Source organism: Rhizobium centroccidentale (assembly GCF_030182565.1).
Taxonomy (GTDB): domain Bacteria; phylum Pseudomonadota; class Alphaproteobacteria; order Rhizobiales; family Rhizobiaceae; genus Rhizobium.
Genome location: NZ_JAQJCG010000027.1, coordinates 15,122 through 27,670 on the forward strand (window position 1 = coordinate 15,122; position 12,549 = coordinate 27,670).

Genomic DNA, 12,549 nt, shown 5'->3' on the forward strand with positions numbered 1-12,549 from the left:
GTATTTCGGATTATCTTGAGGTCAAGATAAATTTCGAGGCCAAGGCCATGAACCGCAATTTCGACCTGTTGCTCACCGCCATCGCGCCGGCGATCTGGGGCAGCACCTACCTGGTAACGACGCAGCTTCTGCCCGCCGGCTATCCCCTCACGGTCGCGATGCTGCGCGCACTGCCCGCCGGGTTGCTGCTGCTCCTGATCGTACGGCGGCTGCCGCATGGGGGCTGGTGGCTGAAGTCGCTGGTGCTCGGGGCGCTGCATTTCTCCGTCTTCTGGTGGCTGCTATTCATCTCGGCCTACCGCTTGCCCGGCGGCGTGGCGGCGACCGTGGGTGCCGTCCAGCCGCTGATCGTCATTGTGCTGGCGCGGTTGCTGCTGGGATCGCCGATCCGCAGCCTTTCGATTGTTGCTGCGATTGCCGGCATCGGCGGTGTCGCGCTGCTGATCCTGACGCCGAATGCGACGCTCGATCCGATCGGCATTATCGCAGGCATTGGCGGCGCCTTCTCCATGGCCGCGGGAACCGTGCTCAGCCGCCGTTGGCGGCCCGATGTCTCGCCGCTGACCTTTACGGCATGGCAACTGACGGCAGGCGGCGTGCTTTTGCTGCCGGTGGCGCTGCTGCTTGAGCCGCCGCTGCCGCATCTGACCGGCGCTAACATTCTCGGCTTCGCCTATCTCGGGCTGATCGGTGCTGCCCTTACCTATATTCTCTGGTTCCGGGGCCTGTCGCGGCTCGAGCCCTCCGTGGTCTCGCCGCTCGGCTTTCTCAGTCCGACGACTGCGGTGATCCTGGGTTGGGCGGTGCTCGGCCAGCAGCTGAACTCGATGCAGATGTTCGGCATTGTGATCGTCCTCGGCAGCGTCTGGCTTAGCCAGAGGGTGCAGCAGGGCTTGGCGGCTCAAACTCTCGCACAATCCCTAAGTAAGGGCACTCCATCATGAATGCGATGCGGAATTCAGGTGGATACTAGTCGCGGATTCCTTGTGATATATATCTCAGGTTGTCTATCATGCAGACGCTGATTTCACGACTTGAGTAAGTTTAGTTGCAAAGCCGTCGCTCCATTTAGGATTTTGCGAATATCCGCTGCTAAGAGATATGAAGGGTATCATGGCAAATACCGATATGATCGAGATCTTGCGAACATCAATGCACCCTTATTGGAACCCATCGGAAGCCGGTGGAATATATCTTCTCGGTGTCGTTAATGACGATGAAGCCAACGGCGCTATCCTCTTAAAACTTCTTGCTCTCCACCCGGACATAGCCACCGACCACCCTGATAAATGGGAGGTATTGGCGGAAAGATTGGCCGAGGCAGCTCGGCGTTTCTTCGAAACCTATGAGCTTGGTCCAGGGTCGTATAAAATCGACAATTATCATGCTGCTGTCGCTGAAAATGGAGAACTTCAGCTCAATGAATGGGGAGACGCAAGCATCAAGGTGCCGACCGAAGCCAGCTTCATTTTCACTGTTACAGAAGAACATCTGTCGCTCATTAAGAGCATGAATATCCGAGCCCATTACGGCTACGTCGAGCTTATGGATTGCAAACGCCCGTACGGTGATATGTCTTACTTCTATTCCGATATGGCCGATGCTTTGGGGGACTCTGTTCAGTGCGACGAAGAGGGGAAGCCAGCGTTCTCATCGGAATCGGAGAAACAGTATCAAGCGTTGCATGGTGAAATGCTGTTTGCGGTGCAGGCTTTTTGGGATCATGCTTCCCTCAAACGCCGCTAAAATCCGAACTTAGTGCGATAAAAATGCTCTTGTAATTTTTGTCGTAGAAACTCGAAGTTTCGCGACAGACAAGATATTCCGCAATTGAGTTAGGGCGGCCATCGAGCCGCCCTTTGTCATTCATGTCTTCGAGTAGATCACTTCCATTCGCGGATATCGACGAAGTGGCCGGCGATCGCGGCGGCGGCAGCCATGGCCGGTGAAACCAGATGCGTGCGGCCCTTGAAGCCTTGGCGGCCTTCGAAGTTGCGGTTCGAAGTCGAAGCGCAGCGTTCGCCCGGCTTCAGGCGGTCGTCGTTCATGGCGAGGCACATGGAACAGCCAGGCTCGCGCCAGTCGAAGCCGGCAGCCTTGAAGATCTTGTCGAGACCTTCGGCCTCAGCCTGCTCCTTCACCAGGCCGGAGCCCGGAACGATCATGGCGTTGACCGTGGAAGCAACCGTCTTGCCTTCGACGACCCTGGCGACTGCGCGCAGGTCTTCGATACGGCCGTTGGTGCAGGAGCCGATGAAGACGCGATCGACGTTGATCTCGGTTATCGGCGTGCCCGGCTTCAGGCCCATATAGTCGAGCGCACGCCATTTGGAGGTACGCTTGGTCTCGTCCTGGATCTCGTCGGGGTTCGGGACGATGCCCTGAACGGAGATGACGTCTTCCGGGGAGGAGCCCCAGGAGACGATCGGCGGCAGGCTTGCGGCATCGAGCTTGACGATGCGGTCGTAATGCGCGCCTTCGTCAGACTTCAGCGTCTTCCAGTAGGCGATCGCCTGTTCCAGCGCTTCGCCCTTCGGCGCGCGCGGCTTGCCCTTGATGTATTCGAAGGTCGTTTCATCCGGAGCGATCAGGCCGGCGCGGGCGCCGCCTTCGATCGACATGTTGCAGATGGTCATGCGGCCTTCCATCGACAGGGAGCGAATGGCTTCGCCGGCATATTCGATGACGTAGCCGGTGCCGCCAGCGGTGCCGATTTCGCCGATGATGGCGAGGATGATGTCCTTGGCGGTGACACCAGGCGGCAGCTGGCCGTCGACCTGCACCAGCATGTTCTTGGCCTTCTTCTGGATCAGCGTCTGCGTGGCGAGCACATGCTCGACTTCGGAGGTGCCGATGCCATGGGCGAGCGAGCCGAAGGCGCCGTGGGTCGAGGTGTGGCTGTCGCCGCAGACGATGGTCATGCCGGGCAGGGTGAAGCCCTGCTCGGGGCCGATGATGTGAACGATGCCCTGGCGCTTGTCGTTTTCGGAGTAGTATTCCACACCGAATTCGGCGGCATTCTTGGCGAGCTGCTCGACCTGAATGCGGCTTTCCTCGTTCTTGATGCCAAGGTGGCGATCGGGCGAGGTCGGCACGTTGTGGTCGACGACAGCCAGCGTCTTCTGCGGCGCGTGAACCTTGCGGCCGGACATGCGCAGACCTTCGAAGGCCTGCGGCGACGTCACCTCGTGAACGAGATGACGGTCGATATAGAGAAGACAGGTTCCGTCTTCTTGAGCGTCGACCAGATGGTCGTCCCAGATTTTATCATACAGTGTGCGTGGAGCGCTCATGGCTACAGATCCATATTGGCATTATCGAAAAGGGGGTTGACGGATCAGGACCGCCGGCCTCGGGTGTGATCAGCGAAGTCGGCTGTTGAGCGCGCCCGAAATCATCGCAAAGAAACGTGCCGGCAGGCGCTTATGGTCCTGCAGCACGAAAGCCGTGACGTATCGTCCGTCTTTGCTCATGATCTTACTCATGGCCATGCTCATATCAATTTTCAAAACCTTCGGCAATGGCGACGATAGGCTGTATCGGTACTGTCGCCTTTGGCATCATACTTGCGCGCCGGGCGGCTGGCTCGCCGCTAGCCGAGGGAAGGCGGAGCGGTCGCTGCCGGAGCGGCGGCGCATCCAGGCTTCGAGTTGCCTGAGCAGCAGCGACAGGCCGATCGTCAGCAGCAGATAGATGAAGGCGAGGATTGACAGCGTTTCGAAGTAGCGGAAATTGGCCGAGTAATAGAGCTTGGCGAGCTGGCTGATATCGGCGACGCCGAGCACGGACACGAGCGAACTGTCCTTCACCATGGCGATGAAATCGTTCGACAGCGGCGGCAGGATGACGCGGATGGCCTGAGGGAAGACGACGAGGCGGAAGCGCTGGAAGCGGGTGAGGCCCAGCGCCTTTGCCGCTTCAATCTGGCCCTGGTCGACCGCCTGGATGCCGGCGCGGAAGATTTCGGCGATGAAGGACGAATAAGCGATGGTCAGCGCGATGATCGTGCGCCAGATGAAGGGCACATCGCGGGTGACAATCGGGTTTGTCCAGCCAATGGAGACCAACGGCGAGATGACGACGTTATAGACGGCGACAAAGGCCGGGGTGCCGACGAAGGCAATATAGGCGAGCAACACCAGAATAGGAATGCCGCGCACGATCTCGATATAGAAGCGCGCGACTTGCCTAAGCACGAGAAAATCGGACAGGCCGAGCAGCGCTAGCCCGAGGCCGAGCAGCATGGCCAGCGTAAAGGCCACCAGCGTCACGAAGACTGTGACGCCGATGCCATTCAGCAGAAGAGAGAAAATCTGGGCATAGAGGCCGTTCGCCGCAATTGCGAAGGAAGCGATGACGCCGAGGATAGCGAGGGCGACCAGCCACCAGGGAAAGTCATCCTTGCCGCGGTGCGCGCCCGGGCCTGCCAAAGGCGCCATCAGAGCGGGCTTCCAATATATCGATCTTCAGAACTCATTGGCCCATCTTGTAGTCGAGGAACCACTTCTTGTTCAGTGCGTCGAGCGTGCCATCGGCCTTGAGGCTGGCGATCGCGGCATTGATCGGGGCGACGAGATCGGAACCCTTCTGGAAGATGAAGCCGAAATCCTCGGTGCCGAGCGGACCGCCGACGAGCTTCAGGCCGCCATTGGAGGCATCGACATAGCCCTTGCCGGCCGTGCCATCGGTCAGCACCATGTCGACGTCACCGGTCTTCAGGGCCTGTACGGTGGCGCCGAAGGTTTCGAAGGTCTTGATGCGCGGGTTCTGCTCGTTGCCGTCGAGGACTTCATAGACGGCGGTGTAGAAGGGCGTCGTGCCCGGCTGCGCGCCGATCAGCGCCTCCTTGACAGCAGCGAAGCTCTTGGCATCCGTGAAGCGCTTCTCGTCGCCGCGCACGAGCATGAACTGCTGCGAGCGCATATAGGGATCAGAGAAATCGACCTTCTGCTTGCGGTCTTCCTTAATGGTGATGCCGGTCATGCCGATGTTGTACTGGCCTTCGGAAACAGCCTGGATCATCGCGTCCCAGCTGGTGTTCTGGTACTCGACCTTGAAGTTCAGACGCTTGGCGATCTCGTTCATCGCGTCATATTCCCAGCCGATCGCCCTGTTCGTCTTCGGGTCGATGAACTGCAGCGGCGGATAGGCATTCTCGGTGACGACGACGACGGTTTTGCCATTCAGGTTCGGCAGGTCGGCGGCGAAGGCAGCGAAAGGTGCAAGCACGAGGGCGCCAAGGCCCAGAAGGAACGAACGACGGAATGCCATGAAAATCTCCCCGATTAGCGTGGCGGGAAAGTGTCATATTTGGAAAGTGCATGGCAAGGCCGTTGCCGTGGCTGCGATCATAAAAATAGAAAAGCAACTCTAAGCGGGTGGCTGACGATGAAAATTTCTTTCCGATGGGCGTGAGCCGGACAGCAAAAAGGCGACCCGAGGGCCGCCTTCAAGCTTTGCGATCCCAAGTGGATCGAAACTTATTCTGCTGCCGGCTCGGCTGCAGCAGCAGCTTCGGCAGCTGCCTTTGCTTCGGCGGCTTCCGCTGCTGCCTTCTCGGCTGCGAGAGCCTGAGCGGCTGCAACCTTCTCGGCTTCGATGCGTGCCTTCTCATCGGCCAGAGCCTGACGCTCGGCATCGTTGAGCTTGCGGGCGCGGGTGCCGGTGTTTTCGACGATACGGGCAGCCTTACCGCGCAGGTCGCGCAGGTAGTAGAGCTTGGCGCGACGGACCTTACCGCGGCGAACGACTTCGACGCTTTCGATCATCGGCGAGTAAACCGGGAATACGCGCTCGACACCTTCGCCGTAGGAGATCTTGCGAACCGTGAAGTTTTCCTGCAGGCCGCCGCCGGAGCGAGCGATGCAAACGCCTTCATAGGCCTGAACGCGGGTACGGTTGCCTTCCGTGACCTTCACGTTGACGCGAACAGTGTCGCCAGCGGAAAATTCGGGGAGCGTGCGCTTGGCTTCGATCTTGGCAGCCTGTTCGGCTTCCAACTGCTGAATGATGTTCATGTTATCAACCTCGTTGTTGGTTCAACAGCCAGAGCGCTCATCATTCTATCTTTGGTCGGACCCTGAGATCACGCCTCGGATATATGCCCGTTCAGGCAGGAGCGGATACGTCTGCTCTTCTTTGCTGGTTGATGGGAATTTTCCCATGCCGGGCGCGCACATACCCTATTGTCATGCGTTTGTCACCCCTTGGCAGGGAATTAAGTGGCGATTGTTGCCGGTTTTGCGGGCATAGCCGAACCGATCTCGCTCATCCAGGCGGTGCTGCCGCTATTTCTTCCGCAATTCGTCCAACAAATCCGGCCGGCGCTCTCGCGTGAGCTCTTCAGCCTTTTCCCTTTGCCATTTGGCGATCGCCGCGTGGTTGCCCGAGGTGAGTATGGCGGGAATCTCGCGGCCCTCCCAGATCTGCGGACGGGTATAGTGCGGATGTTCCAACAGGCCGCCTTCAAAACTTTCGTGCAGGCCGGAGAGGTCATTGCCCATGACGCCGGGCAGGATGCGGACGATGGCGTCGAGCAGGATGAGGGCGGCCGGCTCGCCGCCCGAGAGGATATAGTCGCCGATCGAAACTTCCTCGAGGTCGCGACCGTCGATAACCCGTTGGTCGACGCCTTCGAAGCGGCCACAAACGATGATGACGCCTTCGCCGTTTGCAAGCTCGCGCACGCGCTTCTGCGTCAGCGGCTTGCCGCGCGGGCTCATCAGCAGGCGGGGGCGGCTGTCGTTCTCGCTGGCATGATCGATGGCGCGGGCAAGCACATCAGGCTTCAGCACCATGCCGGCTCCGCCGCCGGCCGGCGTGTCGTCGACGGTGCGGTGCTTGTCGGTCGCGAAATCGCGGATCTGTACCGTATCCAGCGACCACTGCCCGCGTTCCATCGCCTTGCCGGCAAGCGAGGTACCGAGATGGCCGGGGAACATCTCGGGATAAAGCGTCAATATGGTCGCCCGGAAACTCATGGCGCAATCACTTCCTAATGAGGGCACTTCCCAATGAGGATCACTTCTTCTTCGGCTTGCCCTGCGGCTTCTCGGGTTTTTCCGGCATTTCCGGTTTGCCGATCAGATCGTCAGGGCCGTCGATCAGGCCAGCGGCCAACGGGTCGATCAGGATCTTGCCGCCCTCGAGGTCGATTTCGAGCACCGCAGCCTCGGAAAAGGGGATAAGAACAGGGCGCTTGCCCGGCCCCTTCAGCTCCAGCAGGTCGCCGGCGCCGAAATCATAGACGCCGCTGACCGTGCCGTAGCCGGTGCCCTGGTCGTCGACGGCCTCCAGGCCTTCGAGATCGGCATAGAAGAATTCGTCATCGTCGAGTTCGTCATCAGGCAGGTTGTCGCGCTCGATATAGAGTTCCAGCCCGTTCAACGCTTCGGCGGCGTTGCGGTCGTTGACGCCGCGGAAGCGCACGATCACGACGTTCTTGGCCTCGCGGATTTCCAGCACCTCGAAGCTGCGGCCGTCCATGCTATGCAGGTGGCCGTAGTCGCCGAGCGCGGTCGGATCCGATGTATAGGCGCGGGCGCGCACCTCGCCTCTCAGGCCCTGCGCTGCGCCGATCGTTGCCATCAATACCGGATTTTGCAGTTTCGTCATGGTCTCTTCGCCGATTGCCGGGATCAATTGCGTTCTCTCATAGGCTGAACGCCAGCCGATGGGAACAAAAAACGGGCGGCATGTCGCCATGCCACCCGTTTTCAATCAATGCGAGGTCCGATTACTCGGAAGCAGCAGCGGCGTCAGCAGCCTTCTGTGCCTTTTCGGCAGCGCGTTCCTGAGCGCGCTTGCCCGGCTTTGCCTTTTCCGGGTTGTTCTTGGCTTCGCGCGTTGCGATGCCGGCTTCGGCGAGGAAGCGCAGAACGCGGTCGGTCGGCTGTGCGCCGTGGTCGAGCCAATGCTTGATGCGCTCGGCCTTGAGTTCAACGCGCTTGGCGTCGTCCTTGGCAAGCATGGGGTTCCAGGAGCCGAGCGTTTCCAGGAAACGGCCGTCGCGCGGCGAGCGAGCGTCGGCTACGACAACGTGGTAGTACGGGCGCTTCTTGGAGCCACCGCGGGCGAGACGAATTTTCAGTGCCATGTTAATTCTCCTTAGGCTTTTCGTGACCGCTTCGTTGTGCGGTATGGTTACGTCGCGCTGCTTTTTTCTTGCCGCGTGATCCCTGTCGAAAACGTTCTGCGTCCTTCGGGATCATGCGACCAGGGGTTACCCTTTGAAATCCGCAGCGATCTGTTCATGATGCCGGATGACTTCCTTGATGACGAAGTTCAGGAACTTCTCGGCGAAATCCGGGTCCAGATTGGCGTCCTTTGCCAGGCGGCGCAGGCGCTCGATCTGAAATTCTTCGCGCGCCGGGTCGGCCGGCGGCAGGTCGTATTTGGCCTTCAGCACGCCGACCTCTTTGGTGCAGCGGAAGCGCTCGGCCAGCATATGCACCAGTGCGGCATCGATATTGTCGATCGACTGGCGGTAGTTGCCCAGTTGGGCTTTGACGTCTGGATCAATCATGGGGGTCAACGATCCTTTTCACTTCTTCTTCGGCAAACCGGGAAGCCCCGGGAAACCACCGCCGAGGCCTGGCAATTTGGCGCCGCCAAGACCAGGCAAACCACCACCGCCGCCTAGGCCTGGCAAACTACCCGGCAAGCCACCGGGACGGCCGAGGCCGGCGGCTTCGGCCTGCTTCTGCAGAGCTTCGAGCTGCTTGGGGTCCATGTTCGACAGGTCGGGCATGCCGCCCATACCTCCGCCGAGGCCCATCTTGCCGGCAAGGCCGCCCATCAGCTGCTTCATCATGCCGCCTTTGCCCTTGCCGCCCATCATCTTCATCATGTCCGCCATCTGGCGGTGCATCTTCAGAAGCTTGTTGATGTCGGAGGCGTCGGTGCCGGAGCCGGCGGCGATGCGCTTCTTGCGGGAATGCTTCAAGAGGTCCGGATTGGCGCGCTCGGCCTTGGTCATCGAGGAGATGATGGCGAGCTGGCGCTTGAACAGGCGGTCGTCGAGGCCGGCGGCAGCCATCTTGTCCTTCATGCCCGACATGCCAGGCATCAGGCCCATGATGCCGCCCATGCCGCCCATCTTCTGCATCTGGCCGAGCTGATCGGCGAGATCGTTAAGGTCGAACTTGCCCTTGGCCATCTTGGCGGCCATGGCGGCCGCCTTCTCGGCGTCGATATTCTCGGCGGCTTTTTCGACGAGCGAAACGATGTCGCCCATGCCGAGGATGCGGTCGGCGATACGGCGGGGATGGAATTCTTCCAGCTCGCCCATCTTTTCGCCGACGCCGATCAGCTTGATCGGCTTGCCTGTCACGGCGCGCATCGAAAGGGCCGCACCGCCGCGGCCGTCGCCGTCCATACGGGTCAGTACGAGGCCGGTGATCCCGACGCGCTCGTCGAAATTGCGGGCAAGGTTGACGGCGTCCTGACCGGTCAAGCTATCGGCAACCAGCAGAATTTCGTGCGGATTGGACTTCTTCTTGATATCCGCCATCTCGACCATGAGCGGCTCGTCGATATGCGTACGGCCGGCGGTGTCGAGGATGACGATGTCATGGCCGCCGAGCTTGGCGGCCTGCACGGCGCGAGCGGCAATGTCGGTCGGCGACTGGCCTGATATGATCGGCAGCGTGTCGACGCCGGTCTGCACGCCGAGCTGGCGCAGCTGCTCCTGCGCCGCCGGACGGCGCGTATCGAGCGAGGCCATCAGGACCTTCTTGCGGTCGCGGCTCGTCATGCGGCTGGCGATCTTCGCCGTCGTGGTGGTCTTGCCCGAGCCCTGCAGACCGACCATCATGACGACGACCGGGGCAGGCGCATTGAGGTCGATGCCCACACCTTCGCCGCCGAGCATCTCGATCAGCTCGTCATGAACGATCTTGACGACCATCTGGCCGGGCTTGATCGACTTCAGGATTTCGGCGCCAACGGCCTTTTCGCGGACACGATCGGTAAAGGAGCGAACGACATCCAGCGCCACATCGGCTTCGAGCAGCGCGCGGCGAACCTCGCGCAGCGCTGCGGAAACATCGGCTTCCGAGAGCGCACCGCGGCCTGTCAGTCCATTCAGAATGGAACCAAGACGGTCCTGGAGGTTTTCAAACATCGGTTCTTCCTTATCGATCGCTTGGGATTTGGATTTGCGCCTGTGCGCGGTTCCTCGCCCGAAAACGTCGTGCTTTTCCATGACGAAAACAAGACGCAAAGCCAAAAAGCACCCGAGGGCGCATCGCGCTGTCGGGTGTTGACCTCCGGGATCTCTTTATACCTTTTTGGGTCCCGGTCGGTGGCTCGGAGGCTTGTGCTCGTCGCAGATTGCGGGCGATAAACAGGAAAAGGCCGGCAAAGTCAACCCAATGCGGCCGAAATGCCTGAAATGCACGAATGAGATCGCCATATCGATGTCGATTTGACCGTATCACCGTTTTCAAATTGTTGTATCGATCCCAGCCGTCAAGTGATTCCCCGAGACCGTTTCGAATGAATGATGCAGCCCTGACGGATCTTCTTGCCGCGTGTCGCGCTTACGCCGGCGGCCGGGTCGACACCCGTTTCAACGCGGCGGCGCAAGCCTTCTATGCCAGCGCCAAGGCCCAGCCGAAGATCGCGGCGCGGGCGGCGCGAGAGCTCAGCCGCCTGCCGCCACCTGGAGCCGCCGTTCTTGCCAATATGCTCGGCACCATCGTCGAAAAGGGCGGGTCGGTCGAGCGCAGCGGTCCGGCCGTCTGGGAGCTGTATCAGGCGTGGCTGCCGCAGATCCATCGTGGCTTTGCCGGCCGCAAGGAGCTGAGCCCGCGGCAAAGGCAGCTGCTCGACGCGTTCCAGCTGCTCGGCCAATCGGCGGTTTCGCATCTTTCCGGCATGCCGCAGGAGCGTGCACTCGCTGCTGGCAACAAGGCACTGATGGCGCAGCTTGCGGAATTGCAGGATTACACGCCGGGGGCGGCTTGGGTTCGCCAAGTGCTTCTGAGCCGCAGCGATGAACTGCTGGTGCTGCACCTGCCGAGCCGCCAGGGCTTTCGTCTGCGCTATGAGAATATCGTCAATTGCTTTCATCTGTTCACGCTGGTCCAGGCGGCTTTCGGCGAGCGGCTTGCTGGCGGCCGTGCGCCAAACCGGCTCATTGTCGACATGGCGCGCTGCGTGACCGTGGCCGAAGAGGGCAATGACGAGCCGTGGTGGCGCTATCGGACGGTGCGGCCGGATGAGTCGGGTCTTGTCGATGTTTCCGGCGAGGCCTCCGTCGAGACGATTTCCCGTGTCGATGACCGTCAGATCATCCTGCTTTCACCTCCGGTCGAAGGCGCGGCGTTGTGGGATACGAGTTTCTTCACGCCGCAGCTTTTCGCCATGCCGGCGAATGTCGTGCTGGAGGAGACGCTGACAGCGCAGGAGGTGGCGGAATGGCTCGCCAGGATCGATTTGCTGGCCGATGAGGCGACAGACGCGCAAGGGGTGGATAAGCCATGACAAGCTCCTCAGGCTCTGCCAAGAAAAATCCCTATTATCAGGGGCCAGTCTCCGATCATTTCGACGGCCAGCGTTTCTTCAATCCAGGTGGCGTTGAGCCGGGCGGTGCGTTCGATCTTTTGCGCTGGCAGTTGGGTGGTGGCCGGGTGCGCTGGCCCAATCCCGTTATCAGCGCCTTTCCGGCGGCAAAGCCCGACCGGCATGTTTTCGGCGAGCAGATGCGCGTGACCATGGTTGGGCATGCGTCGATGCTCCTACAGATTGCCGGATTGAATATCTTGACCGATCCCGTCTGGTCGGAGCGGGTCAGCCCCTTCCGCTCCGTCGGGCCGAAGCGGGTGGTGCCGCCCGGCATCCGCTTCGAGGATCTGCCCCATATCGACCTCGTGCTTGTCACGCATAATCATTACGACCACCTCGATCTCGTGACCCTTGCCCGCCTGCAGCAGGCGCATCGGCCAAAGATCGTCACGCCGCTCGGCAACGATACGATCATCCGCCGCGCCGTTCCCGATGCCGACATCACCGTGGTCGACTGGGGCGATCGCGTGGAGGTCAGAGGCGGAGTGACGATCGATGCCGAGCCCTGTCACCATTGGTCGGCGCGCGGCATGGGCGACCGGCGCATGGCGCTCTGGGCGGCATTCGTGCTCACGACGTCAGCGGGCAAGATCTATCATGTCGGCGATACCGGCTTTCACGATGGCATCAACTATGAAGCGGTCGCCCGCAAACATGGCGGCTTTCGCCTCGCGATCCTGCCCTTCGGCGCCTACGAGCCGCGCTGGTTTATGAAAGGCCAGCACCAGAATCCGGAAGAGGCGGTGAAGGGTATGAAGCTCTGCAACGCGGCCTATGTCGCGGGGCATCACTTCGCGACCTTCCAGCTGACGGACGAGGGCATCGATGCGCCCGTTCAGGCGCTGGATGCCGCGCTGAAGGCAGAAGGCATCGAGCCGGATCGATTTCGCCCGCTCAGGGCAGGCGAGATTTTCGATGTGCCTGTCGCGTGAGGGGCGCCAAATATCCCTTCTCCCCGAGGGAGAAGGGTAGCGCGGAGGT

General features: G+C 60.7%; 14 protein-coding genes. 4 read left to right on the plus strand and 10 right to left on the minus strand.

Going from position 1 to position 12,549, the window contains the following annotated elements; genetic code table 11:
- Positions 1 to 47: 47 nt before the first annotated feature.
- Together PH562_RS26420 and PH562_RS26425 are read left to right on the plus strand one after the other, a co-directional pair.
- Positions 48 to 944 carry an EamA family transporter gene (locus PH562_RS26420; RefSeq protein ID WP_113231463.1) on the plus strand — a complete coding sequence of 299 codons (897 nt, stop codon included), beginning with the start codon at positions 48 to 50 and terminating at the stop codon, positions 942 to 944.
- Between the two features lie 169 nt (positions 945 to 1,113).
- Positions 1,114 to 1,746 carry a hypothetical protein gene (locus PH562_RS26425; protein ID WP_162738147.1) on the plus strand — a complete coding sequence of 211 codons (633 nt, stop codon included), beginning with the start codon at positions 1,114 to 1,116 and terminating at the stop codon, positions 1,744 to 1,746.
- A 137-nt stretch (positions 1,747 to 1,883) separates the two neighbouring features.
- On the opposite strand, the gene leuC is transcribed toward PH562_RS26425, so the two are convergent.
- From leuC to ffh, 10 genes are all read right to left on the minus strand, one after another.
- Complete coding sequence (gene leuC, locus PH562_RS26430; RefSeq protein ID WP_113231465.1) at positions 1,884 to 3,293, minus strand: 3-isopropylmalate dehydratase large subunit; 1,410 nt, start codon at positions 3,291 to 3,293, stop codon at positions 1,884 to 1,886.
- Positions 3,294 to 3,362: 69 nt separating this feature from the next.
- Entirely contained in the window at positions 3,363 to 3,485 is a 123-nt protein-coding gene (locus tag PH562_RS26435) for a hypothetical protein (RefSeq protein WP_280117190.1), read from the minus strand.
- Between the two features lie 75 nt (positions 3,486 to 3,560).
- Positions 3,561 to 4,439, minus strand: coding sequence for an amino acid ABC transporter permease (locus PH562_RS26440; RefSeq protein WP_113231466.1), 879 nt, complete (start codon positions 4,437 to 4,439; stop codon positions 3,561 to 3,563).
- A gap of 34 nt (positions 4,440 to 4,473) precedes the next feature.
- Positions 4,474 to 5,271 (minus strand): transporter substrate-binding domain-containing protein, encoded by a 798-nt coding sequence (locus tag PH562_RS26445; protein WP_285176678.1) that lies wholly within the window; start codon positions 5,269 to 5,271, stop codon positions 4,474 to 4,476.
- 209 nt (positions 5,272 to 5,480) lie between these two features.
- Positions 5,481 to 6,017, minus strand: coding sequence for a 50S ribosomal protein L19 (rplS, locus tag PH562_RS26450; protein ID WP_069614778.1), 537 nt, complete (start codon positions 6,015 to 6,017; stop codon positions 5,481 to 5,483).
- A gap of 270 nt (positions 6,018 to 6,287) precedes the next feature.
- Complete coding sequence (gene trmD, locus PH562_RS26455; RefSeq protein ID WP_113231467.1) at positions 6,288 to 6,980, minus strand: tRNA (guanosine(37)-N1)-methyltransferase TrmD; 693 nt, start codon at positions 6,978 to 6,980, stop codon at positions 6,288 to 6,290.
- A gap of 40 nt (positions 6,981 to 7,020) precedes the next feature.
- Positions 7,021 to 7,614: a ribosome maturation factor RimM gene (rimM, locus tag PH562_RS26460; RefSeq protein WP_113231661.1), complete on the minus strand. Its 594-nt coding sequence runs from the start codon at positions 7,612 to 7,614 to the stop codon at positions 7,021 to 7,023.
- Between the two features lie 121 nt (positions 7,615 to 7,735).
- Entirely contained in the window at positions 7,736 to 8,095 is a 360-nt protein-coding gene (gene rpsP, locus PH562_RS26465; RefSeq protein ID WP_113231468.1) for a 30S ribosomal protein S16, read from the minus strand.
- Positions 8,096 to 8,221: 126 nt separating this feature from the next.
- Positions 8,222 to 8,524: a chorismate mutase gene (locus PH562_RS26470; protein WP_092717298.1), complete on the minus strand. Its 303-nt coding sequence runs from the start codon at positions 8,522 to 8,524 to the stop codon at positions 8,222 to 8,224.
- Between the two features lie 18 nt (positions 8,525 to 8,542).
- Complete coding sequence (ffh, locus tag PH562_RS26475) at positions 8,543 to 10,123, minus strand: signal recognition particle protein (RefSeq protein ID WP_285176681.1); 1,581 nt, start codon at positions 10,121 to 10,123, stop codon at positions 8,543 to 8,545.
- A gap of 374 nt (positions 10,124 to 10,497) precedes the next feature.
- On the opposite strand from ffh, the gene PH562_RS26480 reads away from it, so the two are divergent.
- A complete protein-coding gene (locus tag PH562_RS26480; protein ID WP_285176682.1) occupies positions 10,498 to 11,487 on the plus strand; it encodes a hypothetical protein in 990 nt (329 codons plus the stop codon).
- Positions 11,484 to 12,500 (plus strand): MBL fold metallo-hydrolase, encoded by a 1,017-nt coding sequence (locus tag PH562_RS26485; RefSeq protein WP_285176683.1) that lies wholly within the window; start codon positions 11,484 to 11,486, stop codon positions 12,498 to 12,500. Before PH562_RS26480 ends, PH562_RS26485 begins: the two co-directional genes overlap by 4 nt.
- Positions 12,501 to 12,549 lie beyond the last annotated feature (49 nt).